This window comes from Lacinutrix sp. MEBiC02595 (genome assembly GCF_053601555.1).
In genome coordinates this window covers 166,789-193,177 of record NZ_JBSHNU010000217.1, presented here as the reverse complement: position 1 = coordinate 193,177, position 26,389 = coordinate 166,789, and the positions used below count along the sequence as shown (strand labels likewise).

Sequence of the window (26,389 nt, the reverse complement as noted above, 5' to 3'; positions counted from 1 at the left end):
AAATAGGATAAGTTGCTAAGATAGTATTTCGCGTGAAAAAATGAAATACAGAAGGCACAAAGTAATTAACAAGTTATTAGAAAATGAAAAGGAAGATGAAGTCGGTTTTTAATATGAAGTGATTTCAATAATTATTCAAATAATATGCAATAAAAAAGCGAGATGAAAATTCATCTCGCTTTTGGCCTTTACTATATATGTTTTACGTGTTTTTACACATTAAATAAGAAATGCATTACATCGCCATCTTTAACCACATAATTCTTTCCTTCTACTCGCATTTTACCAGCTTCTTTTACCTTTGCTTCACTACCAAAAGTAACAAAATCCTCATAACCAATAACTTCTGCTCTAATAAAACCTTTTTCAAAATCGGTATGAATAACTCCAGCAGCTTGAGGTCCTGTTGCTCCAACATTAACGGTCCAAGCTCTAACTTCCTTTACTCCTGCAGTAAAATACGTTTGTTGTTTTAATAACTTATAAGCAGAACGAATTAATTTTGCAGCTCCAGCTTCTTCTAAACCAATATCTGCTAAAAACATTTGTCTTTCTTCGTAATCATCCAATTCATTAATATCTGCTTCTGTACCAACTGCCAATACTAAAACTTCGGCATTTTCATCTTTTACAGCTTCTCTTACTAATTCTACGTACGCATTACCAGAAACAGCAGATCCTTCATCTACATTACAAACATACATAACTGGTTTGTCTGTAATAAGTTGACTAGGTTTTACAAATTCTAAATAATCTTCATCGCTAAATTCTAAAGCTCTTACCGAAACTCCAGCTTCTAAGTTTTCTTTTATTTTTAATAAAATAGCTTCTTCTTTTTGCGCTTCTTTATTTCCTGTTTTAGCAGCTCTTTTTACTTTATCTAATTTTTTATCTACAGTTTCTAAATCTTTTAACTGCAGTTCCATATCGATAGTCTCCTTATCTCTAATCGGATTTATATTACCATCCACATGAATAATATTGTCATTATCAAAACAACGCAATACATGCAAAATAGCGTCGGTTTCTCTAATGTTTGCTAGGAATTGATTTCCTAAACCTTCTCCTTTACTTGCTCCTTTTACTAAACCTGCAATATCTACAATCTCTACAGTTGCTGGTTGTACACGAACTGGTTTTACTAGTTCTTCTAGTTTTTCTAATCTTGGATCTGGTACATTTACAATTCCAATATTAGGTTCAATAGTACAAAACGGAAAGTTTGCACTTTGCGCTTTAGCATTAGATAAACAATTAAATAAAGTTGACTTTCCTACATTTGGTAATCCTACAATTCCTGCTTTCATATGTGTTTTTCCGCAAAAACGGAAATCTTTAAATTAAACTTCTTTTACCTGCCAAAGGCATATACCTTTCAGGAAACTATTTTTATTAGCGATTGCAAATATAAATGATACAACTCATTATTGATTAATTTTTAATAAATAAGTTAATAAGTTAAAAACAAAATCTCACTTAAATGTTTAATTTACATATCTTTAACCTATAACTAATCAAAAATAATAACGATATGAAACACTTTTATTTAGTATTGCTTTTACTTTTTAGTGCCCAATTTGCCATTGGACAAACAATAACTGGAAATATTACAGATCCAGAAGGCTTACCGTTACCAAATGTAAATATTATTGAAAAAGGAACCACTAATGGTGTTACCACCGATTTTGATGGAAATTATAGTATTACTACCAATGAAAATGCGACACTTATTTTTAGCTATATTGGCTATGACACACAAGAATTAGACGTAAACGGACAGTCCTCTATTAATGTTACTATGGCAGAAGGTGTAGGATTAGACGAGGTGGTACTTGTTGGATCTCGTAGTCCTAAAAGAACTGCGCTAGACACTGCTGTTCCTGTCGATGTTCTTGATGTTGCTGGAATTGCATCCTTAACAGGAAAAGTAGAAGTTAATGAAATACTTCAATATGCAGCTCCCTCCTTTAATGCAAGTAAACAATCGGGATCCGATGGTGCCGATCATGTGGTTCCTGCTTCTTTAAGAGGTTTAGGTCCAGATCAAACACTGGTATTAATTAATGGAAAACGAAGACACCAATCTTCTTTAGTAAACATCTTTGGAACAAGAGGTCGTGGAAATTCTGGTACCGATTTAAATGCGATTCCTGCTTCTGCTATTAAAAGAATAGAAGTTTTAAGAGATGGTGCTTCTGCACAATATGGATCTGATGCCATTGCTGGTGTAATTAATATTGTACTTAAAAATAATACAGATGGCGTTTCTGGAGGTATTACTTACGGTGCTTATAGTACAGCCGTTGGAGATGGTTGGGAAGAAAGATCTGGAGAAACCTTATACAATGTAGAAGGTGAAAACAGATTAGATGGTAAAGACAAAAGAATGGATGGAGAAACCGTTAAAATTGATTTAAACTACGGTGCAGCTCTAGGTAAAAATGGCGGTTTTATAAACTTTACCACAGAACTTTTATCCAAAAACAACACGCTTCGTCCTGGGTTTTCTTGGAGAAAAGGATATGGTAGTGCTGGTGTAGACGGATTTAACTTTATGGTAAATGCAGCAATTCCTGTAGATGATAAAACAGAAATTTATGCTTTTGGTGGTCGTAACTTTAGAGACACCAATGCATATGCTTTCTCTCGTGATAGTTTTGATGATGGAGATAATAGATCGGTACCTAGCTTATATCCTAATGGGTTTACTCCTAGAATAACTTCTAATATTACAGACATTTCTGTTTCTGCCGGTGTAAGACACGAAATGAGTAACGGATGGAATGTAGACTTTAATAATACCTTTGGTAAAAACGACTTCCATTATTATGTAAAAGATAGTAATAACGCTTCTATGGGAGATGCTTCGCCGACAGATTTTGACGCTGGTGGACATTACCTTTCTCAAAATACTACTGGTGTAGATTTTAATAAATATTTTGAAGATGTAGCTTCTGGATTAAGTATTGCATTTGGTATGGAATATAGAACAGAAAACTTCGGGATTTTTGCTGGAGAGGTTGCTTCTTACGCGCTTTATGATGAAAACGGAGTTCCTGTTACAAATCCTGCAACGCAAACAGTAGCTACAGATACTAATAATGATGAGTTACCCGGAGCTTCTCAAGGTTTCCCAGGTTATAGTCCTGCAAATGAAATAGACAGAAGCAGAACCAATTATGGTATTTATTTTGATACCGAACTTAATATTAGTGACGACTTTTTAATTGGAGGTGCTTTACGTTTTGAAAATTATAGTGACTTTGGAAATACTTTTAATTTCAAAATTGCAAGTAGATATAAATTACTAGATGATGCATTAGCTATTAGAGGTTCTGTATCTACAGGTTTTAGAGCGCCTTCTCTAGCCCAATTGTATTATAACCTTATTTTCAATAATATAGTGGCTGGTGAATCTGTTCCTTCTTTATTATCTGCCAATAACAGTACCGTTACTAAAGCTTTTGGAATTGAAGAATTAAAAGAAGAAAAAGCATTTAACGGAAGTGTAGGTTTTACTTTTAAGAAAAGTGGATTCACTGCAACTATAGATGGATATTTAATTAATGTAGACGACAGAATTATACTAACAGATAATTTTACAGATCAAGCAATTTTAGGTCCTTTAAATGTAGATGCTGCGCAATTTTTTGCAAATGGTGTGGATACGCAAACCACTGGATTGGATATTGTTTTAGGCTATGAAATGGCTTTTGGAAAGGATAGTAAAGTTAATGTAGGCGTTATTGGAAACATTAATAAGTTAAAAATTAAAAACATAAATACACCTGAATTTGAAGGAAGTAGCATGACCGATGAAGAAGCAGAACTAAGATTCTTTGGTCCTTTTTCTCAAGCATATTTAAAGGCTGCCGCTCCAGATTATAAATTTGGTTTAAACCTTGGCTATAGCGTTTCTAAATTCCATGTTTTAGTATCTATTACTCGTTTTAGCGAAGTACAACTACAAGATTTTCAATGGGTAGATTCTCCTCCTGTAACTTTCGCAGAAGCAGACGCTTTAGAACAAGTTGCAACAGATACATATGACGCAAGAAATATTGTAGACTTAAGTTTAGGATACAAGTTTACAGAAAGCCTGAATTTAACTTTAGGAGCAAATAACTTATTTAATAAATATCCTACTTCTCAATTTGATGGTTGGACAGATCAAGGTGGTTTAGCCGATTCTGTTCAAATGGGTTCTGATGGTAGATATGTTTTTGCTAGACTAGGATTTAATTTCTAAAATATTAAAAACAGTAAAAACAAAAAAAACCGAGCAATTGCTCGGTTTTTTTATATAAAGCTAGCAATTATAAACATCGTATTACACAATTGGCCACAATTAAATTATTCACAATAATACATGCAAGAGTCACTATAGGATTTTGCATACATGCTTCAGCCATATTAACTATACAATTTCTAAAGCAAGAATTTCCTTGACCTAAAGTAGAATCTGTAGGGCCTGTGTAAGAACCTCCATCCACTTTGAATACTCTACCACCTCCATCGGATTTTACTAAATCGGCTCCACCAAAAAGCTCATTCTTACTAGTACGAATATCAAATTGTATGTCACTTGTATCTTCTTTTATTTTATTTTCAATAACAAGGGCATTTTCTAATACACCATTTTCAATTGTAAAAAATAATTGTCTTAAATCCACACCTTCAGTACTTAAATCCATAGAATAAAGCACCTGACCGTCTATTGTATTTTCTTCCAAAGATTGATCCATCATGGCTTTATCTATATTTGAATATGTATTAGACAATTCTTCAAATTTTGCACTCGAAAATAAAATTGTAGATTCTTTTTTAAATTCGGAGTTTGATGCGGTTTCAAAATCAGTCTCTTTCTCACAAGAAGTAAAAATCAATAGTAATAAAGTTAGTGTTAAAAATTTTCTCATAATTTATATATAGTTTAAAAGTTACAGGGTTAATTGTTATTACCTTATTTCTTTCCAAAGGTTAATAACTTGATTCTTTGCGTTATGTTCCAATTAAACCTTAAATGTTACCCATAGATTATTTTTAATTTTTTAAAAAAATAGTCAAAAAAAAACCTAAGTTTAAGCTTAGGTTTTTTTTTATAAATTAATTCTATTATCTCCTATCCTTTTAATTCTTAACTATTTTTGATGAAAAAACTCCTGTATTCGAATGTACTTTTAAAAAGTAAACACCATCCGAAAAATCTTTTATATCTATTTCTAACTTTCTTTGATTAATGTTAGAAATCGTCTTTATTAAGGAGCCACTTACATTATAAAAAGTAATAGAATCCATAAAATCCTTTGACGAAATATATAATTTCTCTGCAACTGGATTTGGATAAACAGTAATTGTATTTAATGCATATTCTTCTACACTTAAACCAGAGCAATCGGTTACAACATTACAATTAGTATAACCATTGTAATCTACCAATGCTTGTATTTGATCAACTTCGTTAGCATCTACACAAATAGCAACTAAGTTTGAACAACCAGCTATACTACTAGTTTGCACTGCTGACATCCTATTCCCGTTTTTAAGATTAATTGCCGTAAGATCTGGACTACCATAAAATGAAAAAAAGCTTAAATTAATGTTATTACTAAAATCTATCGTCTTTAATCTATTCGTATTTCCTAATGAATTAGTCATACAAGTAAATGTAGAAAGGTTACTATTATTACTTAAATCTAAAGTTTCAAATAGATTACTTCCACATCGAAGCGTTTCCAGATTAATATTATTACTAAGGTCCAAACTAATTATATTATTCCTATCACAATTTATATGGTTTAATAATACATTGTTTGTAACATCTAAAACTGCAACTGAATTTCTATCAAACCGCAAGGATTCAAGGTTTATATTATCACTTAAGTCAAAACTTGTTATTGCATTATCAGAACATGTAAGAGACTCCAGATTAACACAGTTAGATGTATTAATACTTGTCATTCCATTAAAATCACATGTAATTACTTTTAAATTAATATTATTACTTAAATCTAATACATCAATGGAGTTAAAATCACAATATAAACGTTCCAGATTCGTAAAATATTCAATACCAATCATGGAGTTAATATTACTGTGATAAATAGCTATACTAAATACTGCTTCTGCTTCTGACACTTGAATTTCTCCATCATTGTTTGTATCTGCATTAGAGTCGGTAGTAGAACCTGGGACTAAACTCACACAGTTAGTATTCACTAATGCATTTTTAAAATTTGCATCTGGAATTTCTATTATTTGAGCATGTATACTTTGTATGCAAAATAGAACACTAAAAAAAAATACTGCAAATCTCATAATAAACTTGGGAATTATATTAGCTGTAAAGGAAACTTAATGCTTTATATATTCAAAAATAAAAGCAAAAAAAATCCTAAGTACAAACTCAGGATTTAATATTATTATTAAAAATATCTTCTACTCTTCAGGATGCATAAATTTTTGCTTTCCTAAAAGTACTTCTTTTGTTTCCACGTGGGCATCATCAGGTACACAACAATCTACAGGACATACTGCAGCACATTGTGGCTCTTCATGAAAACCTACACATTCGGTACATTTATCTGGAACAATATAATATACTTCATCACTAATAGGTTCTTGCGCTTCGTCTGCATCTACAGATTTACCGTTTGGTAAAACTAATTTACCATCTAAACTTGTTCCGTCTTTGTATCTCCAATCGTCTGCACCTTCATAAATTGCTGTATTTGGACATTCTGGTTCACAAGCACCACAATTGATACATTCGTCTGTTATTATAATTGCCATAGCGTAATTTTCAATTTAATTTAATAGTTTTTAAAACGATGAAAATTCTTTAAAATTAAGAATTCTTTAAAATTTATTTTAATCCTTTTAAAAAAATAGGTTTAAAAAAATTTCGTTCATTTCATTTTTCTAACTTTGCGCAAAAATAACGCCAAAAGTATTCATAACCAAATACAAGATGAATTTAGACCAAAGAATTAACGCTTTTGCGAAATTAGGAGACTTTTTAAGCCAGTTTACTTCTGAAAACTTTCAGAAAAAAGAAAATATAGAACACAATGAACTATTTTTTGATGGATTTAAACATCAAATCAAACTAGCGCAAGAACATAACGGTTGGTTTACTAAAAAAAACCTAGTGTTTACTTTTACTAATTGGTCCAATGCTTTAACTTCTTCTAATTTAAAAAATTGGCTAGAAAAGTATGAACTTCAAGAAGTCAATACGCAAAAAGTAGCCATAATCATGGCGGGAAACATTCCTCTAGTAGGTTTTCATGATTTTCTATCTGTTTTAATTTCTGGACATGAAGTGCTAGTAAAACAATCTAGTAACGACAAACATCTACTTCCTTTTATAGCAAAATATTTAGAACATGTAGAACCTGCTTTTAAAGGAAAAATAACGCTAACAGAACAAAAGCTAGAAAATTTTGATGCGGTTATAGCAACAGGAAGTGATAATACGGCTCGTTATTTTGAATACTATTTTAAAAACAAACCTTCTATTATTAGAAAAAATAGAAACTCTGTTGCTATTTTAACAGGAAACGAAACTGAAGAACAACTAACTGCTTTATCGGAAGATATTTTTAGATACTACGGTTTAGGATGCAGAAACGTATCGAAGCTATTTGTACCAAAAGATTACGATTTTCAGCCCTTTTTTAAAGCGATGTATCCCTGGAATGCTATCATAAACGAAAGTAAGTACGCCAATAATTACGATTATAATAAAGCGGTATATTTAATGAGCGAATTTGATATGCTGGAGAATGGTTTTTTAATGATTAAAGAAGACACTAGTTTCGCTTCGCCAATCGCTACCGTTTTTTATGAATATTACGATAGCACAGAAGCACTCAAAACGTATATAGATACTAACACAAACAATATTCAATGCATTGTATCTAATGGCTTTAGCGAAAACGAAATAGTATTTGGTAAAACCCAACAACCAGAACTTTCCGATTATGCAGATGGGGAAGACACAATTGCATTTTTGTTAAAAATTTAGAGAATAATTATCATTTTAATAACACAATTCCCTTCAAAAATTAGCACCTTTGTAACTGTTTAAAAATAAAAATTTCCGGTTTCTCGGAAATGAAAAATAAATTTTTCAATGAAAAAACATAATTTTAGTGCAGGACCTAGTATTCTTCCGCAAGAAGTATTATTAAAAGCTTCAGAAGCTGTAATGGATTTCAACAATGATGGCTTATCCTTATTAGAAATATCACACAGAAGTAAATCTTTTGTAGATGTTATGGAAAAAGCAAGATCCTTAGCTTTAGAGCTTCTTGGATTAGAAGGCAAAGGCTACAAAGCTTTGTTTTTACAAGGTGGAGCAAGTACACAGTTTTTAATGGTTGCGCTAAATCTTTTAGAAAAAAGAGCTGCATATTTAAATACGGGAACTTGGAGTGATAAGGCGGTAAAAGAAGCCAAAATATATGATGATATTTTAGAAGTAGCTTCTTCCAAAGATGCTGGTTATAATTATATTCCTAAAGGATATGATATTCCTAGTGATCATGATTATTTTCATGTTACATCTAACAATACTATTTTTGGTACACAAATGAAATCTTTTCCAAACTCTCCTATTCCACTTGTTTGTGATATGAGTAGTGATATATTTTCAAGAACTTTAGATTTTTCTAAATTTGATTTAATATATGCCGGTGCACAAAAAAATATGGGACCAGCAGGAACTACTTTAGTGATTGTTAAAGAAGATGTTTTAGGAAAAGTATCTCGTAAAATTCCGTCCATGATGGATTACAAAGTACATATTAGTAAAAGCAGCATGTTTAATACACCTCCTGTATTTGCAGTGTATACTTCTATGTTAACACTAGAATGGTTAAAAAATCTTGGTGGTGTTAAGGCTATAGAAGAAATTAACGAAATGAAAGCTCGTGTCATGTATTCTGAAATAGATTTAAACCCGTTATTTAAAGGATATGCGAATAAAGAAGATCGTTCTAACATGAACGCAACCTTTACATTATCTAACCAAGATTTAAAAGAAACTTTTGAAACCATGCTTAATGAAGCAGGTATTAGTGGTTTAAATGGACATAGAAGTGTTGGTGGTTATAGAGCTTCCATGTACAACGCAATGCCTTTAGATAGTGTAAAAGCACTTGTAGAAGTAATGAGTGAATTAGAAACAAAAGCATAAAATAAATTTTAATGTAAAGTGGAAGCATAAATCGTTCAAACAACATTTAACTTTCAACTTTCAACATAATACATAAAAAATGAAAGTATTAGCAAATGACGGAATTTCTCAAAGTGGTGTAAAAGCCCTTGAAGAAGCAGGTTTTGAAGTTTTAACTACAACTGTAGCGCAAGAACAACTAATAAACTACATCAACACAAATAAAATTAGCACACTATTAGTAAGAAGTGCAACAACGGTACGCCAAGATTTAATTGATGCATGTCCAAGCTTAAAAATCATTGGTCGTGGTGGTGTTGGTATGGATAATATAGATGTGGAATATGCAAAAAGCAAAGGCTTACACGTAATTAATACGCCTGCTGCATCTTCGCAATCTGTTGCCGAATTAGTATTCGCGCATCTTTATGGTGGGGTTCGTTTTTTACACGACTCGAACAGAAACATGCCATTGGATGGCGATTCTAAATTTAAAGCATTAAAGAAAAATTATGCTAAAGGTATTGAGTTACGTGGAAAAACAATAGGTATTATTGGATTTGGTCGTATTGGCCGTGAAGTGGCGAAAATAGCTTTAGGTGTTGGAATGAAAGTTATAGCTGCAGATAAATTTATTGATGAAGCTGATGTAAGTGTGGATTTCTTTGACGGACAGTCTGTTAAATTCAACATCGCTACACAATCTATGGAAGAAGTTTTAAAACATGCGGACTTTATTTCTTTACACGTTCCTGCACAAGACGGATATGTTATTGGGAAAGAACAATTTGATCTAATGAAAGATGGCGTTGGAATTGTAAATGCTGCTCGCGGAGGAGTTATAGACGAAGTTGCTTTAGTAGATGCTTTAGAATCTGGAAAAGTTGCTTTTGCTGGACTAGATACTTTTGAAAATGAGCCTACTCCTGCTATTCCCGTTTTAATGAATGGTAGAGTTTCTTTAACACCACATATTGGTGCTGCAACGAATGAAGCACAAGATAGAATTGGTACAGAATTAGCAGATCAAATCAAGAGATTACTTCTTGACGATAAAAAATAACACTTCATCGGTGTTTTTTGAAATATTTTAAAAATCAAGTCTTAACAAAAACGTTAAGACTTTTTTTGTGTAATTTAGTAGTATATCTTTTGATATATAGCGATTCGTATTAATTAAAATAAAAAATAAAAATGTCAGGAATTCTAGACTTATTAAACAGTGACCTTGGTAAAACTATCATTAGTGGTGTATCAGGTTCTACAGGAACAGATCAAAACAAAACAAGTAGCGTATTAACAATGGCTTTACCTGTTTTAATGAAGGCTATGGAGCGTAACGCTTCTACACCTCAAGGTGCTGAAGGCTTAATGGGAGCTTTAAGTGGAAAACATAATGGAAGTATATTAGATAACCTTGGTGGTTTATTTGGTGGTGGAGTTGATGACGAAGTACTAAATGATGGAGACAAAATTTTAGGTCACGTTCTAGGAAATAAAAAACAAGGCGTTGAAAAAATTATTGGTGAAAAATCTGGTTTAGATGCTAGTTCTGTAGCCAACATATTAAAAGTAGCGGCACCAATTTTAATGGGTGTTTTAGGAAAACAAGCAAGTCAAAACAATGTAAGTTCGTCTAACGACTTAAGTGGTTTACTTGGTGGATTACTTGGTGGTAGTGAAGCTAAAGAAGAGCAAAGTTTCCTTGAAAAAATATTAGATGCAGATGGTGATGGTAGTGTAATTGATGATGTTGCAGGAATGGTATTAGGACAAGCAACAAAAGGAAAAGGTGGACTTGGTGGTTTACTTGGTGGACTTTTTGGAGGTAAATAAATAAAATTCTACATATTTTAACTTAAATGCCAAACGTTTGTTTGGCATTTTTTGTATTTTAATAGCAAACAAATTTTAAAATGAAATCCTTTCTTTACGCGATACTTGTATGTACATTATTAGTAGCTTGTAATTCAACGAAAAACAATAAAGTAGTTGAAGAAACAAAACCTAGTATAGAAAATGACACCATAACTATTAGTAACGAAGCGCTAGAATACGAAATAGTAATCATTGAAACCGGTTTTAGTTCTTGGTTTGCCACTAGAGCAAAACCAGAGGGCTTCTATTCCCAAGAGTATTTAGAAAATAAAAATCATCTTTTCGTAAATGCATGGAATACTCGAGTTCTTAATCCGAGTCTATACGATCCTAACCTGTATGAAATGAAAATAAACTATGAATACGGCACAGATTATGGCTACGATGTTAATTATAAACTCTATAACTATTTTATTTATTTTCAATTAAAATATAAACAAAAATTAGCAGGTTTTATCCCGCGAAATTAAACTGCGTTCTGTATTTTTGCATCGAAATTACATGCATGGAAAAATTTAAACAACGTTGGGAAATTCAAAAAAATTGGCAATTACTATTTCCTATACTTGGTTTATTAGTAACATTTTATTCGGCTTACCGACTTTCCAGTAGGTTTGCTAACGAACTTCATTTTAGTATTCAAATAGTATTAACTATTATTATTTCTTATGCACTAGTACGCTTTTTCCTATTTCTTTTTACCAAAGTAGAGAATAGGTGGAAAGTAACGTATCGTTGGGAAATGATTGCTATATTCATTGTCTTTGCCTTAACCGGTTCTTCGTCTTTATTTGTAGGAAGGCCACTAATGAAATGGATAGGAATTACTAAAGAAAACCTAAACATATTTGTTTATTGGATCCTTTTTATTATCATTGGCCTAATTTTCTATCAAATATTATTAGTATTTTTTGGTTGGCTATTTGGTCAACATAAATTCTTTTGGGAATTTGAAAAAAAGATGATTAGACGATTTGGCTTAGGTCGATTTTTATAAAACATGAAACCCATTCAAGAACATAGCATCTTTAAATTTGTAACTATACTCCTCATAGTTACTATACTTATACCAAGTATAGTGAAGCTTGGTCATGTTTTTGAAAACCATAAACACGACGTTTGTACAGATAATTTAAGTCAAACACACTTACACACTCTAGATTTAGAATGTGAGTTTTATAAGTTTAAAGTAAATAGTTCTTTTGTTTTTCAGGCGCCAGCATTCCATTTAATTTATGTAGAAAACAATCATAAAGTACATACTTCACAATATCAATTTATTTCCGAATACCAACGCTTATCCTTTGCGTTACGTGGTCCGCCACAATTAGTTTAATGCCATTACACCAAATACTTTTTTAAGTAGTTGATTAAATTCGTTTCTATTTCCTTTATGTTTTTTTTATAAAACGTAATCAAAATATAGGCCCTATTTACTATCTTCTATTTTAAATATCTCTTGGTTTTAGAGCTGAAATTATTTCAGTAAAATTCACATTAAATTAATTAGTAAATGAAATCATTTATAAAAATATTTTTGCTTTTATTAGCAACAAACATATACGCACAAAACAGTATTAATGGTACTATTTTAAATAGCGAAACGAAAGAAGGAATCGCTTTTGCAAACATTTATTTCCCACAGCTAGAAAAAGGAACTACAACCAACGCAGATGGTATTTTTACTTTAAACAACTTACCAAACGGAAACTATAAAATTTTAGTTTCTTATGTTGGTTTCGAAACGTTCTCACAAACCATTACGCTTCCGCTAGAAGAAAATTTAGAGATTAATTTAAATGCTTCCGCAATAGAAATGGAAGAAGTTATTGTCTCTACTCCTTTTCACAAATTACAAAGTGAAAACGTAATGAAAGTCGAACAACGTAAAGTTTCCGACTTAAAGAAAAATGGCGCTATTAATCTATCACAGGGAATTACGAATATTCCTGGTGTAGAGGGCGTTTCCACAGGAATTAGTATTTCTAAACCCGTAATTCGAGGTCTAAGTTCCAATCGTGTTTTGGTATACACACAAGGAATAAGGCTTGAAAACCAGCAATTTGGTAGCGAACATGGTCTTGGCATTAGTGATGCAGGAATAGAAAGTGTAGAAGTTATAAAAGGTCCCGCTTCCCTACTCTATGGTAGTGATGCGCTTGGTGGTGTTTTATATTTAAATCCGGAACGATTTGCACAACAGAATGAAAGTGAAACCAATATCAATCTGCAATATTTTTCAAATACCGAAGGATTAAACACCAATTTAGGTTACAAAAGTTCTGGTGAACATTTTAAGTTTTTAATTAGAGGAAGCTTTGCCGAGCATGCAGACTATAAAACGGAATCGTATAGAGTTACCAATACACGTTTTAACGAAAAAGATTTGAAAGCTGCATTAGGTTATCAAGCGGTAAATTTTAAAACGGAATTACGTTATAACTTAAACGCTTCAAAGCTTGGGATTCCTGAAGAAATTGGAATTCAAAGTTTAAACAATTATCCGCTATTACCATATCAAGACCTAACAAATCATATTTTTAGTTCAAAATCTACACTCTTTTTTGAAAATTCTAGTTTAGATGTAAATCTTGGTTTTACATACAACGATAGAAAAGAATTTGAAGAAGAACACGATCATGAGGAAGCTGAGGAAGATCACGAAGAACACGAAGAGGAAGAAGAACATAACGATGAAGTTTTGCACCCTGCGTTACACATGAAGCTTAAAACCTTTAATTATGATGTTAAATATCACATGCCAAAATTAGGGAAATTTGAAACTATTGTTGGTATTCAAGGTATGAATCAAACCAACACGAATTATGGTGAAGAACAATTAATTCCAGATGCAACAACGAATGATTTTGGCGTATTAGCAACCTCTCATATTCATTTTGAAAAAGTGGATGTGCAATTAGGAGCACGTTATGATACTAGAAAAATAGATGTATTAGAAGGACTTAATAAAAACTTTAATAGCTTTAATGGTGCATTAGGATTTAAAACTAATCTTACAAAAAATGTAGTTGCTCGATTAAATGTAGCTTCCGGATTTAGAGCTCCAAACCTTGCTGAACTTACTTCAAATGGATCACATGAAGGAACAAACCGTTTTGAAATAGGAAACGAGAATTTAAATAACGAACAAAACTTTCAAACCGATTTAGCTTTAGAGTATAAAACAGACCATTTAGAGGTTTTTGCTAACGGATTTTATAATGTAATTAACGATTACATTTATTTATCTCCAAATGGTGAAACGATGAATGACGACCCTGTTTATCTGTATCTTCAAGAAGATGCTGCTTTATATGGAGGAGAAATTGGTTTACACATACATCCACATCCTTTAGATTGGTTACACATAGAAAGTAGTTTTGAAACCGTTACAGGAAAACAAAATAGCGGAGATTACCTACCATTAATTCCTGCAAATAAGATAAACAATACGCTACGCATAGAATACAATCTAAAACCTGTACAAAACGGAAATGCTTTTGTGACCTTAAGTACCGCTTTAGCACAAAAAAATACGAACATTTTTGAAACCGAAACTTCAGGATATAGTTTATTAAGTGCTGGATTTGGTGGAGAAATACACGTGTTTAAAAATGCTTTACAGTTTCAAATTACGGGAACTAATTTAACTAACAAAAAATATGTAAATCACTTATCTAGATTAAAACCAGATGGTATTTATGATATTGGAAGAAATTTTAGTTTCTCTGTGAGTTATACCTTGTAGCGTAAAAATTCAGGTTAAAAAAATGCACCTTTCTTTTAATAACAGAGAGGTGCATTTTTCAATAAACGAAATTAAGAATATCAGAAAAAATTATTCTGCATCTACTTCAATAATCGTTTCTTCCGGTTTTGTCTTTTTAAATATATGTGTATAAAGCCACATGATGGTAAACGTTGGAATAAAATCTAATCCGGGAATAGCTTCTTCAAGAAAAGTAATAACTCCGGCTATTTTTCCAATTTCACCTTTATATAATCTTGTCATAATGTACCCAGAAAGTGGTGCCCAAACAATATCTATAAAAGGTATTAATCCTATTACATCTAATAAGATGCTTATTGCTAATAATTTGTATTTGTTTTTAATTTGTAAATTCATAGTACGTATATAGTAAACAAAAAAAGTGCCAAGATTAACGGACACTTAATTAGTATATTTTTTTTACTATAGGTTACGTGTAGCTTCTCTAAGAAAGCTTGGTGCTAATTAATTTTAAAAATTCGTTTCGTGTTTCAATTTTTTCAAATTGGCCTCTAAATCCAGAAGTTGTAGTTACCGAATTCTGCTTTTGCACACCACGCATCATCATACACATGTGAGAAGCTTCAATAACCACGGCAACTCCTTGCGGTTTTAATGTATCGTTAATACAGTCTAAAATTTGATGTGTTAAACGCTCTTGTACTTGCAATCGTCTCGCAAAAACATCTACAATTCTTGGTAATTTACTTAAACCAACAATTTGTCCGTTTGGTATGTATGCAATATGTGCTTTTCCGAAGAAAGGAAGTAAATGATGCTCGCATAACGAATACAATTCTATATCTTTTACAATTACCATATCCTTATAATCTTCTTTAAACATAGCGCTTTTAAGAATTTCCTCCGGACTTTGATCGTAACCTTGTGTTAAAAATTGCATTGCTTTAGCTGCACGTTCTGGAGTTTTAAGCAATCCATCGCGTTTCGTGTCTTCACCTAAATCTTCAATAATACTTTTAAATTGGTTTTTAAGACCTTCAGTAACTTCAATATTATACTCTTCAAATTGTTTGTATGGCATCTTATATGGATTAATGGTATAAAAATAAGCAAAAAAAATAAGTCGAAAAAAAACTTTTAAAATTCCGTTGGTACTTCTGTTCTCTGCATTTATCCATTTTTTTTTATAGACCTAATAATAAAGTGTATTTTTGGTTTCTTAAATTTACTGTAACATTCCTTTTTTTTTAATGTCTTTAAGTCATCAATCAAAAACTAAATACATCACCAAATGAGACATTTAATCCTCCTTTTACTTGCAATGGTTACTGCTATTACTTTGCAAGCCCAAGAAAAAAAGTCATTACACATTTTAAGAACAGAACAAGCACCAAAAATTGATGCCGTTTTAGACGATGCTGCATGGCAAAATGCAGAAGTAGCTAGAAACTTTACTCAAATTAGACCAGATGCTGGAGCAGCAGAAAAGGCGCATCAAAAAACAGAGGTTAAAGTTACCTATAACGATAATGCTATCTTTTTTGCTGCTTATTTACACGACGTTCCAGAAGATATTATTAAACAATTTTCCCAACGTGATAATTTTGGGATTTCCGATTTCTTCGGAATTATTTTAAACCCGAATAACGATGCACAAAACGATGTCGAGTTTTTCATTTTCCCAACAGGTAACCAAGCAGATGCTATTGCAAACCCAACCATTGGAGAAGACTTTGGATGGAATGCCGTTTGGGAGAGCGCAACTAAAATTGTAGATGATGGCTGGATCGTTGAAGTGAAAATTCCATATTCCGCTTTGCGTTTTTCTAATCAGAAAGTGCAAACTTGGGGATTACAATTTCATAGAAGATTTAGAACAGACAACTCCCAATATACATGGAATCCTGTAGATGTTACCAAAGGTTATATCGGTTTATATAATGGTGAAATTAAAGGAATTGAAAACATTGAACCTCCTACTCGATTAAGTTTTTATCCTTTTGCTTCTGCAACATACAATTCAAAAAACAGTCCGGATTATGGTGTTGGTATGGATGTTAAATACGGAATTAGTGAAAACTTTACTTTAGATGCAACACTAATTCCAGATTTTAGCCAAGCTGGTTTTGATGATGTACAATTAAATTTAGGTCCGTTTGAACAACAGTTTTCCGAGCAAAGACAATTCTTTACGGAAGGTGTCGATTTATTTTCTAAAGGAAACTTATTTTACTCTAGAAGAATTGGAAGTGCTCCCGTTGGAGAAGTTACTTTAAGTGATGATGAAGAATTTGTAGACTTTCCAGAAAAAGTAAACATGCTTAATGCGATCAAAGTTTCTGGTAGAACCAAAAACGGATTAGGTATTGGTGTTTTTAATGCCATTACCGAAAAAACAAAAGCACAAATAAAAGATAATGTAACTAATAGTACTAGAGAAGAAGAAATAGAACCTTTGGCTAATTATAACATTCTTGTTGTTGACCAACAGTTTAATAAAAACTCATCGGTAAGTTTAATTAACACCAATGTTACTAGAAATGGTCATGCTAGAGATGCCAATGTAACGGGTTTACTATTAGATCTTGTCAATAAAAATAATACCTATGGTTTTATTGCTCAAGTAAAAAGAAGTGCTATAAACCTTCCGGATGCAAACAATCAAGTTGGTTATAGTAGTAGAATCGGCTTTGGAAAAAATAGTGGTAAGTATCGTTTTTCTGTAGAACATGAAGCTGTCGATAAAAAATACGATATCAACGATATGGGAATTTTATTCAGAAATAACTTCAGTAATTTTTATGCTAACGGAAGCTATAGAATTTTTGAACCTACAAAAAGACTAAATAGCTTTCAACTATACGTTAACGCCAATGTAAGCTACTTGTTTAAACCACATACATACACCGGTAAAAACTTTAATGTAAACTTTAGCGGAAACTTAAAAAAGAGCTTAATGGACTTTGGCGCTTATGTTGCCATACAACCTGGAAAACAATATGACTATTTTGGACCAAGAGCAAAAAATCGTTATTTTATTTCTGAAGACTGGCTGAATATGAACGGATGGATTTCATCGAACTACAACAAAACCTTTGCTTTAGATGCTAGTTTAGGTTATGAAACCCTTTTTGAAAGCGGAAGAGATTACACGAGCTATTTCTTTAGCATAGAACCTCGTTTAAAACTTGGGGATAAGTTTATCATGCAATATTCATTTAATTATGATATGGAAAAAAAAGAGCGTGGTTATATAGAGACTCTGGATAATAATGATATTATATATGGGCAACGCGATCAAGAAACAATAATTAATAGTATTTCAGGAAGTTATAATTTCAACTCCTTTCATGCTTTAAACTTAACCTTTAGAAACTACTGGAGTACGGTAACTTATGAAGATGACTTATATGCATTACAAGAAAATGGAAGATTAAATCAAGACGATGGTTATGTAAAAGCAGATGTAGAGAATCCCGATGTTAATTTTGATACTTGGAATTTAGACTTATCGTATTCTTGGCAATTTGCTCCTGGAAGTCAGCTAACTGCATTGTACAGAAATCAATTACTTAACTTTTCTAATGCTTCCAAAGAGGACTATTTTGCAAGTTTAGACGATTTGTTTCAAGAAGATATTAATCATACTTTTTCTCTTAGAATGGTTTATTTTATAGATTATAATAATGTAAAAAACATCTTTAAATCGAAACCTAAAAACATTTAAAGTTGCTGGATTAAGCATAAAGTAGTACTTTCATAGCTTGATAAAAAGATAATGATTCAAGCCAAAAATATTCATAAATATTACGAAGATTTACACGTGTTAAAAGGTGTAAATCTTCATATTAAAAAAGGAGAAATTGTATCTATTGTTGGTGCTTCTGGAGCAGGAAAAACAACCCTTTTACAAATTCTTGGAACTCTCGATAAAGCTTCCAAAAAAGAAGAAACCATATTTAAGATTAAAGAAACGGATATTACTTCTTTAAGCGATAAGGCTTTGGCTAAGTTTAGAAACCATAATATTGGTTTTATCTTTCAGTTTCATCAATTATTACCAGAATTTACAGCTTTAGAAAACGTTTGTATCCCTGCTTTTATTAAAGGAACAAAACCTGCGGAAGCTGAAAAACGAGCGAAAGAACTTTTAGATTTTCTAGGGCTATCACATAGATACAAACACAAACCTAATGAACTTTCTGGAGGCGAACAACAACGTGTTGCGGTTGCTAGAGCTTTGGTTAATAATCCGGATTTAATTTTTGCAGATGAACCTTCGGGAAATTTAGATAGCGCCTCTGCCGAAAACTTGCATAATCTCTTTTTTAAGCTACGTGATGAGTTTGGACAAACCTTTGTAATTGTTACCCATAACGAAGAATTAGCAGATATGGCGGATAGAAAACTGACTATGGTAGATGGGAAGATAGTTGACAGTATTTAGTAAGCAGTGTTCAGTATTCAGTATTCCGTGTTCCGAGTATAAAACAAGAAGCCTATTCGTATACGAAACTGTCCCTTCGAAACTGTCCCTTCGAAACTTTTTTTGGAATTTGAAATTATATAATTAGTATGCTACTAATCCTCCTTTCTTGGTTTTATATTCTTGCAATAAGTAGCATTATTGGAGTACACATAAACCGTATTTTACAATTAAAAAAACAGGATAGCGTAATAACTATCTTTTTTGGTTTTTTCGGAGTTACTCTACTTGCTAGTATTTGGGCAATTCCATTTGCTATTAATGCCTCCTTTCATATTGTTTTACTATTAACCACAAGTGCTTTAGCATTTATAAATTGTAAAGAAATAGTTGCTTTTTGGCACCAATTAAAAACAAAATCACTTGCACTTTCTACGTTTTTTAAAATACTTTTAACGGTTATTAGTATCCTTATTTTAGCCCAAAGTGCTTCTCCTCCATTTGTTATAGATAACGAATCGTATTACATACAAACCATTAAATGGCTTAATGAATTTGGTTTTGTAAATGGTTTGGTAAATCTACACGTTTTTCTTGGCCAAACTTCTGGTTGGCACATTTTACAAAGTGCTTTCAATTTTAGCTTTATTTACAACCGATTTAATGATTTAAGCGCTTTAGCATTACTACTTGGTAATGTCTATGCTATTTTTAAATTGAATGATTATATCACTAAAAAAGAGACTTCAACTAGGAATCTTATCTTTGGTTTATTTCCATTAGCGAATGTTTTTTTCTTCCAATTTATAAGTGCTCCTTCTCCAGATATTGCTATTTATGTTTTAAGTTTTATCCTTTTACATCAGTTTATAATATGCTATTCTAGTTATACAAAACAGGCTTTTCTTACCGTTGTAATGCTTTCGTTTTTTATGATTTTCATAAAACTAACTGCTTTACCATTTTGCATTTTTGCATTCGTATTATATAAGCACTATTTCATATTTACAAGAAGCACGACCTCTATTATTGTTTTATTTGGAAGCCTAACGCTATTCCTATTTGCTATTAAAAATATAATAGTAACGGGTAATTTAATGTTCCCTTTACAAGGAATAGAAAGTTTAAAAACGTCTTGGAGTTTACCAGAAAGTGTAGAAACCTATTTTGTGAATTACACCAAACCTTATGCCTATCATTTAACTGCGGAAGCTTTTGAAAAGGCATCATACTTTACAAAACTAAAAAGCTGGTTACTAGCTCCTAGTTTGCATGGTGTTTTTAATAAATTAATGATACTACTTTTGGCTGTGATTCCATTTATTATAGCGAAATCAAAAGAGCGAAAAGCGTATTATATTATTTATAGTGTTGCAGTAATCACGATGGTTTTTCTAATACTAACTTCGCCACAATATCGCTTCTTCTTTCCGTTTATATTGTGTTTTAGTTTACTCATAGTTTCCCATGTCTTGATGGCTAAAAAAAGCATTCAAGTCGTTATCGTTATGTCTGTGGTACTTGCAGCTATACCATTGCTTTTTAAGATAAATAATGAGCAAATTAGCAATAATAAACAGCTTGCCGTTTCTAGTACTTTTTCTTCGGAATACCTTATAACACCATATAAAAATTCTAAATATTCAGAAGAATATAAAAGCATACAATTAGAAAACATAAGCATCAATACACCCTCAAATATGGACTTCTTTTGGGGAACAGGAGATATTCCGTTGCCTGCTTTAAACCAAGAACAATTAGATTTTTTTAAAACGTACTTTAAAGTGATTCCGCAGCAGCGTAGTGAAAATTTAAAGGATGGTTTTTATTCTAAGGAATTGGAATAAAAATTTATTCGCATTTATTACGCAACCAAATCAGAATATCTGCATCTATTAAAAAAACTACCATGATTAAGAAAACCATTCAATCTTTTGCCTTTTTTGCCCTTTTGCAAGTTCTTATTTTTTCCTGTTGTACAGAAGATTATAACCTGTATTATGAGTCTCTATATTTTACTGCAGAAGATGCAGTAGATGGCGATACAACCACAGTAACATCAGAAGATTTAATATTGAATTTTGAGACTTTGTTTGACTATGTAGTTGCTTCCAATTTTAAAGAATTAAAAAAGTTTTCGAATACAGCTTATGCAACTAGTTGTGATGAAAACTATACTTTAAAAGAGCATGTTTCTGAAATTATAATTACCGCAAACCAGGATATTTTGGGTATTGTTGCAGGAAATTCATTAAACAACAAACTCTCTTATAAAAATCCAGAAACGCTAGAAAATGAACCTATAGAAAATGTTATTACTATTTTAAATGACGGAAACGGATATAATTATAACAGAAAAGATTTTGTTTTAAACGAAGCTATAGCAGAAGGTACAACACTTGCATTTACTATTAAAATTACCATGGAAGAAAATGGAAGAATGCTAGAAGCATCAACCGAAACTATTACAATAGAATAAGTATCTTCGCTTGGTGAAAAAACTAAACCAAAAAGAGCTCAAAGAATTCTTAGATGCCAAAGTCGTAGAATACAATAATGTGAAGTTTATTGATAGTGATCCTATTCAAATCCCGCATGAATTTTTTAAAAAAGAAGATATCGAAATTGCTGGTTTTTTAACAGCTACTATTGCTTGGGGAAATAGAAAAAGCATCAATAAAAATGCAAAACGAATGATGCAAATGCTAGATCATACTCCTCATGATTTTATAGTGAATCATCAAGAAAGCGATTTAGAAAAACTAGAACCTTTTGTACATAGAACTTTTAATGGCTTAGACTTTATAACCTTTGTTAAAGCTTTGCAGCATATCTACAAAACGCATAACGGTTTAGAAGCTGTATTTGCTAATCATTTAGAAAACGGTTCGTTACAGAAGGCTATTCATCACTTTAAACAAACTTTTTTTGAAATAGAACATTTACAAAGAACACAAAAGCATGTTAGCGATCCACTTAAAGGTTCTGCTGCAAAGCGTATAAACATGTTTTTACGTTGGATGGTTAGAAACGATAATGCTGGAGTAGATTTTGGTGTTTGGCAAAGCATCTCTCCTAGCCTTTTATCTTGTCCGCTAGATGTACACTCTGGAAATGTTGCAAGAAAACTTGGGATACTTAATCGCAAACAAAATGATGCAAAAGCTTTATTAGAACTAGATACTGCTTTACGTAAATTAGATCCTAAAGATCCTGTAAAATATGATTTCGCTTTATTTGGACTTGGTGTTTTTGAAGGCTTTTAAATTACTTTCTATTTCTTTTAAACTTTTTGTATAAAACAACGTTTAACTTGTCTTGGCTTTCATATACTTTTCCGCTAAAACCGATACATTCCCCTTCTTTTAAATAGAATTTATCTTCATTTTTTAGTCTATAACCTCCATTTGGATACATCATAGTTCCGTTGTTCAACTTTATAATTTTCTCTAGCAAAACGATTTCTCCATTCTCATGTTTAAAAACTTTTCCGTTTACGGAAACACAAAAATTAGCATCTACAATTTCCTTTTTATCTTGAGAAAAAAGACTTCCGGTAGTAAAAAGCATCAGGATGAATAACAAAAAAATATTTTTCATAATATTAGAAAATGGATTAATAGCCTTATAAATATAGTATTTTTTCTATTCAACCTAAACATTTACTTAATGTATTCTTAAAAAAAAGGATTACAATTATAGAACTTAAAAAAAATAAGATACTTTTACTTATTAGGTTTAAATAATTCATAAAACTCCCTGTTAAACCAATTATTAAATGATAGAGCCCAAATTACCTGATAATGAAATTGAACGCCTTAAATGCGTTAAAGAATCTGGATTACTAGATACTTTACCAGAAAGCGATTTCGATAATATTACAGAGCTTGTAGCTGCAATATGTAATGTACCTATTTCTTTAATTACGTTATTAGATGCGGATAGAAATTTTTTAAAATCACATCATGGTATAAATATATCAGAATCCCCGAGGTCCATTTCTTTTTGCGGACATGCTATTTTACAAGAAGAAGATATTTTTATAGTTGAAGACTCTAGAAAAGACAAACGTTTTCAGGGTAACCCACTAATAGAAGGCTTTAAAGCCATTTTTTATGCTGGAGTACCTTTACGAAATCCAGAAGGTTTGGCTTTAGGTACTTTGTGTGTTTATGATCATGAACCAAGAAAATTAACTAAAGCCCAAATGGCAGCATTAGTTTCTTTAGGAAAACAAGTCATGCGTTTATTTGAATTACGAAAAAAGAACGACCAATTACAAAGTCTGCAAGAGGAACTTAATAATAGAAATAACCATTTAAAAAGTTTTGCAAGTCATGTTTCACACGATTTAAAATCACCATTAGCAAATATTAGTTCTTTAACCGAATTATTAAAAGAAGAAAACATAAATACACTATCTAAAGATTCTAAACAATACATTGATTACATTGAAGAATCTGCGGAAACATTAAGAGATTATATTGATGGTATTTTAATGCACTATAAAGCAGATGACCTTGTAAATAAGGAGTTTGAAGATGTTTCAATACCTAAGCTATTTGAAAAGATAAAATCTATTCTAATGCTTAAAGATACTAATTTCAAATACACAAAAGAAGGTTTTATACAGAATCAAAATGTAGCAGCAATCACGCAAATACTTCTTAATTTGGTGGATAATGCCTTTAAATATAATAACAAACCGGAACCTTTAATTTCGTTACATTTTTCTAGTACAGAAAGCGAATATATTTTTAGCGTTACCGATAATGGAAACGGTATTGAAGCAGAAAAACAGAAAGATATCTTTAACCTTTTTAGTACTGCAGAAACCACAGATATACGAGGAAAAAAGGGAACAGGAATTGGTTTATACACAGTAAAAACGCTTGTAGAAAAACTTGGAGGATCTATTCAACTAGAATCTAAGCCCGAAAAAGGAAGTACATTCACTTTTTCCATTGCAAAATAAAAAAACGCCAGATACAATTTGTATCTGGCGTTTTTAGTTATTCTTAATCTCTATATAAAGAGATTTATTTCTTTACAAAAAGATTTATTATCCTTTTAACCAAGCCTTACGTAAATTATTTTGTGCTTCTGTAGCATCCGCTTTTGGTTGTAACTTTTCACCAGAAGTATAAGATTGTGTAAGTGTAGTTTTAATAATCACTTCTTCTCCATTTCTATCTAAAACAACGTTTATTTCTTTACCTGGTTGCCATGCATACATACCTCCAATAATTTGTTGTGCAGAAGCCATAGTTAATGCTACGCCATCCACAGATTTCAAAACGTCACCAGCTTTTACACCATTATCATTCCAGAAGCTATTATTTGCAACTGCAGGAGAAAACGCAATAGTTTGCGTTTCTCTGTTTGGAGCAAAAATAAATTCGCCATCATTTTGAATGTAGTTTGTTTTTACTTTACTTTCTTCAAATGCTAATCCTACTTTGGCAAAAAACGCATTGTAGTCAATTGGTGTTGTACCTTCCACATGTGTCGTTAAAAATGCACCTACAGATGGATATGTCATTGCTGTAATTTCTTCAATAATAGTATCATCATTAAAAGGTTTGTTTTTTCCGTATTTAGCAGAAAGTTCTTTCATTAAAGAAAGCATACTTCTGTTTCCGTTACTTTCTTCACGCATTAAGATATCTATACACATACCAATTAAAGCACCTTTCATGTACACATTGTAATATTGTGGCGCATATGGCTCGTCTAATACGTTTTCACTCATTTTAGTAAAACTCATCGTATCGTTCATGTTAGCAGCAGTTTTAATTTTGCTTAACATAGTAGTATAAAATTCGTCTTCTGTCATTAAACCTTCATATACTTGAAAGTGTTGTGCAAAATATTCTGTTACACCTTCATACATCCATAAATGTTTAGAGAATGTTGGTTGGTCATAATCAAAATAATGTACATCATCACTATGTACACTTAAAGGGGTTACAATATGAAAAAACTCATGTGCTACAACGTCTGTCATACTTTTAGCTAAACCTTCAGCAGGAGAACTTTCTGGCATTACTACCATTGTAGATGTATGATGCTCTAAAGCTCCAAATCCTTTAGGTGAATCTTCTTTACCTTCACTTAAATACAAGAAAATATCATAACGAGGTGTTGCATTCACATCTCCTAAATATGCTTTTTGCGCTTGCATCATGTTAAACATTGTTTCTTTAAGCGAAGCCGCTGTGTGCACTTTGTTTGGAGAATATACACTTAATACTACTTTTATATCACCTACTTGAAATTCTTCAACATCTAGATCCCCATAAAACATTGGATTATCTGTAATATCAAAATAACGTGGTGCAAAATAGCTCGTAGTCGAAGTACTACCATCTTTACTTGTTGCTGTTCCTACTTCTTGAATTGCAGAAGAACGTTTAAAAGTTGCTGGTGCAGTTACATCTAATTTATATTGTGCGTTTTTTAACGAGTCAAAATAACCAACAAAACCATGTAAATTTAATACGTAGTTTGTAGATTCAATATTCGTTCCTGCTGGTGAAAAAGGATTTTCTCCTCCAATTCCTCCAGAGCTTTCTGTATCAAAAGTATCATTAACATAATATGTAATCTTGTCTAGGTTTGTTGCATTTGCAATGGTCCAAGAATTATCATCTAATTTAGTAGTCGCTATTTCATTCCCTTTGTAATCAAAAGCTTTAAAGTCGTCTACATACTTTCCAAAATCACTAACAGAATACGTACCTTGAACTACTCTAGGCAATCTATACGTTACCGTTTCTACAGTAAAACGTCCTGGATTAATAGTTACTGGAACTTTGTCATTAACAACTTTAGTTAAATCTAAAGCAGTTTCAATTGCTGTACTTGTTGCTAAATCATTGGATCCCGTTTTAGTAGAAGTTCCACAAGCGACTAACAATGTGCTTAAGCCAATAACGGCTAATACTTTTTTCATAAATTAATAGTTTAATATTCCCTCTTTTAGGAGAAATTGGTTTGAGTTTGCTTAATTGACGCTCAAAAATACAATGTGTTACAATTTAATTCCTTAACTTTTTGTTAAAATAAGAGAAGTTACAAGTCCTTGAAGTGCCTAAAGTATTTAAAGTTAAACCTAATATAAAAAATAGTACCTTCAAAACATTTCAAACTCTAGGTGCTAATAACTATAAAT

Annotated in this window: 23 protein-coding genes; 15 read left to right on the top strand and 8 right to left on the bottom strand. The window is 31.7% G+C overall.

Annotated features, from left to right (window positions below):
* Nucleotides 1-212: 212 nt before the first annotated feature.
* A complete protein-coding gene (ychF, locus tag ACVCZW_RS08590; protein ID WP_452232161.1) occupies nucleotides 213-1,307 on the bottom strand; it encodes a redox-regulated ATPase YchF in 1,095 nt (364 codons plus the stop codon).
* Between the two features lie 224 nt (nucleotides 1,308-1,531).
* Between ychF and ACVCZW_RS08585 the strand changes: the two genes are divergently transcribed.
* The gene (locus ACVCZW_RS08585) at nucleotides 1,532-4,249 is read left to right on the top strand and encodes a TonB-dependent receptor (RefSeq protein ID WP_452230276.1); all 2,718 of its coding nucleotides are present in this window, start codon (nucleotides 1,532-1,534) and stop codon (nucleotides 4,247-4,249) included.
* A 67-nt stretch (nucleotides 4,250-4,316) separates the two neighbouring features.
* Here the strand turns inward: ACVCZW_RS08585 and ACVCZW_RS08580 are convergent, their stop codons facing one another.
* The 3 genes from ACVCZW_RS08580 to ACVCZW_RS08570 form a co-directional block, all read right to left on the bottom strand.
* Nucleotides 4,317-4,919, bottom strand: a complete 603-nt coding sequence (locus tag ACVCZW_RS08580; protein ID WP_452232160.1) for a hypothetical protein — start codon at nucleotides 4,917-4,919, stop codon at nucleotides 4,317-4,319.
* Nucleotides 4,920-5,130: 211 nt separating this feature from the next.
* On the bottom strand, nucleotides 5,131-6,219 hold the full coding sequence (locus ACVCZW_RS08575; protein ID WP_452232159.1) for a T9SS type A sorting domain-containing protein: 1,089 nt from the start codon (nucleotides 6,217-6,219) through the stop codon (nucleotides 5,131-5,133).
* Nucleotides 6,220-6,438: 219 nt separating this feature from the next.
* Nucleotides 6,439-6,792 (bottom strand): 4Fe-4S dicluster domain-containing protein, encoded by a 354-nt coding sequence (locus ACVCZW_RS08570; protein WP_452232158.1) that lies wholly within the window; start codon nucleotides 6,790-6,792, stop codon nucleotides 6,439-6,441.
* A 178-nt stretch (nucleotides 6,793-6,970) separates the two neighbouring features.
* On the opposite strand from ACVCZW_RS08570, the gene ACVCZW_RS08565 reads away from it, so the two are divergent.
* The 8 genes from ACVCZW_RS08565 (at nucleotide 6,971) to ACVCZW_RS08530 (ending at nucleotide 14,807) form a co-directional block, all read left to right on the top strand.
* Nucleotides 6,971-8,029: an acyl-CoA reductase gene (locus ACVCZW_RS08565; protein ID WP_452232157.1), complete on the top strand. Its 1,059-nt coding sequence runs from the start codon at nucleotides 6,971-6,973 to the stop codon at nucleotides 8,027-8,029.
* A gap of 108 nt (nucleotides 8,030-8,137) precedes the next feature.
* Nucleotides 8,138-9,202, top strand: coding sequence for a 3-phosphoserine/phosphohydroxythreonine transaminase (serC, locus tag ACVCZW_RS08560; protein ID WP_452232156.1), 1,065 nt, complete (start codon nucleotides 8,138-8,140; stop codon nucleotides 9,200-9,202).
* A 79-nt stretch (nucleotides 9,203-9,281) separates the two neighbouring features.
* The gene (locus ACVCZW_RS08555; RefSeq protein ID WP_452232155.1) at nucleotides 9,282-10,244 is read left to right on the top strand and encodes a D-2-hydroxyacid dehydrogenase; all 963 of its coding nucleotides are present in this window, start codon (nucleotides 9,282-9,284) and stop codon (nucleotides 10,242-10,244) included.
* A 131-nt stretch (nucleotides 10,245-10,375) separates the two neighbouring features.
* Nucleotides 10,376-11,017 carry a DUF937 domain-containing protein gene (locus tag ACVCZW_RS08550; protein ID WP_452230283.1) on the top strand — a complete coding sequence of 214 codons (642 nt, stop codon included), beginning with the start codon at nucleotides 10,376-10,378 and terminating at the stop codon, nucleotides 11,015-11,017.
* Nucleotides 11,018-11,097: 80 nt separating this feature from the next.
* Nucleotides 11,098-11,529: a DUF6146 family protein gene (locus tag ACVCZW_RS08545; RefSeq protein ID WP_452230284.1), complete on the top strand. Its 432-nt coding sequence runs from the start codon at nucleotides 11,098-11,100 to the stop codon at nucleotides 11,527-11,529.
* Between the two features lie 35 nt (nucleotides 11,530-11,564).
* A complete protein-coding gene (locus ACVCZW_RS08540) occupies nucleotides 11,565-12,056 on the top strand; it encodes a DUF6787 family protein (RefSeq protein WP_452230285.1) in 492 nt (163 codons plus the stop codon).
* A 3-nt stretch (nucleotides 12,057-12,059) separates the two neighbouring features.
* Nucleotides 12,060-12,395, top strand: coding sequence for a hypothetical protein (locus ACVCZW_RS08535; protein ID WP_452230286.1), 336 nt, complete (start codon nucleotides 12,060-12,062; stop codon nucleotides 12,393-12,395).
* A 177-nt stretch (nucleotides 12,396-12,572) separates the two neighbouring features.
* Nucleotides 12,573-14,807: a TonB-dependent receptor gene (locus ACVCZW_RS08530; RefSeq protein WP_452230287.1), complete on the top strand. Its 2,235-nt coding sequence runs from the start codon at nucleotides 12,573-12,575 to the stop codon at nucleotides 14,805-14,807.
* A 90-nt stretch (nucleotides 14,808-14,897) separates the two neighbouring features.
* Here ACVCZW_RS08530 and ACVCZW_RS08525 read toward each other — a convergent pair whose 3' ends face one another.
* Both ACVCZW_RS08525 and folE read right to left on the bottom strand, forming a co-directional pair.
* Nucleotides 14,898-15,185, bottom strand: coding sequence for a hypothetical protein (locus ACVCZW_RS08525; protein WP_452232154.1), 288 nt, complete (start codon nucleotides 15,183-15,185; stop codon nucleotides 14,898-14,900).
* 88 nt (nucleotides 15,186-15,273) lie between these two features.
* Entirely contained in the window at nucleotides 15,274-15,870 is a 597-nt protein-coding gene (gene folE, locus ACVCZW_RS08520) for a GTP cyclohydrolase I FolE (protein ID WP_452230289.1), read from the bottom strand.
* A 210-nt stretch (nucleotides 15,871-16,080) separates the two neighbouring features.
* Here folE and ACVCZW_RS08515 point away from each other — a divergent pair, with 210 nt between their 5' ends.
* The 5 genes from ACVCZW_RS08515 (at nucleotide 16,081) to ACVCZW_RS08495 (ending at nucleotide 22,481) form a co-directional block, all read left to right on the top strand.
* Entirely contained in the window at nucleotides 16,081-18,516 is a 2,436-nt protein-coding gene (locus ACVCZW_RS08515) for a DUF5916 domain-containing protein (RefSeq protein WP_452232153.1), read from the top strand.
* Between the two features lie 51 nt (nucleotides 18,517-18,567).
* Nucleotides 18,568-19,236: an ABC transporter ATP-binding protein gene (locus ACVCZW_RS08510; RefSeq protein ID WP_452230291.1), complete on the top strand. Its 669-nt coding sequence runs from the start codon at nucleotides 18,568-18,570 to the stop codon at nucleotides 19,234-19,236.
* Between the two features lie 128 nt (nucleotides 19,237-19,364).
* Nucleotides 19,365-21,062 (top strand): LIC_10190 family membrane protein, encoded by a 1,698-nt coding sequence (locus tag ACVCZW_RS08505; RefSeq protein WP_452232152.1) that lies wholly within the window; start codon nucleotides 19,365-19,367, stop codon nucleotides 21,060-21,062.
* Between the two features lie 62 nt (nucleotides 21,063-21,124).
* The gene (locus ACVCZW_RS08500; RefSeq protein WP_452232151.1) at nucleotides 21,125-21,694 is read left to right on the top strand and encodes a hypothetical protein; all 570 of its coding nucleotides are present in this window, start codon (nucleotides 21,125-21,127) and stop codon (nucleotides 21,692-21,694) included.
* A 13-nt stretch (nucleotides 21,695-21,707) separates the two neighbouring features.
* Nucleotides 21,708-22,481, top strand: coding sequence for a TIGR02757 family protein (locus tag ACVCZW_RS08495; RefSeq protein ID WP_452230294.1), 774 nt, complete (start codon nucleotides 21,708-21,710; stop codon nucleotides 22,479-22,481).
* A 1-nt stretch (nucleotide 22,482) separates the two neighbouring features.
* Here ACVCZW_RS08495 and ACVCZW_RS08490 read toward each other — a convergent pair whose 3' ends face one another.
* Nucleotides 22,483-22,815: a DUF6799 domain-containing protein gene (locus ACVCZW_RS08490; protein ID WP_452230295.1), complete on the bottom strand. Its 333-nt coding sequence runs from the start codon at nucleotides 22,813-22,815 to the stop codon at nucleotides 22,483-22,485.
* Nucleotides 22,816-22,993: 178 nt separating this feature from the next.
* On the opposite strand from ACVCZW_RS08490, the gene ACVCZW_RS08485 reads away from it, so the two are divergent.
* Nucleotides 22,994-24,190 carry a sensor histidine kinase gene (locus ACVCZW_RS08485; RefSeq protein WP_452232150.1) on the top strand — a complete coding sequence of 399 codons (1,197 nt, stop codon included), beginning with the start codon at nucleotides 22,994-22,996 and terminating at the stop codon, nucleotides 24,188-24,190.
* Nucleotides 24,191-24,277: 87 nt separating this feature from the next.
* Here ACVCZW_RS08485 and ACVCZW_RS08480 read toward each other — a convergent pair whose 3' ends face one another.
* The gene (locus tag ACVCZW_RS08480) at nucleotides 24,278-26,170 is read right to left on the bottom strand and encodes a M61 family metallopeptidase (protein ID WP_452230297.1); all 1,893 of its coding nucleotides are present in this window, start codon (nucleotides 26,168-26,170) and stop codon (nucleotides 24,278-24,280) included.
* Nucleotides 26,171-26,389: the final 219 nt, after the last annotated feature.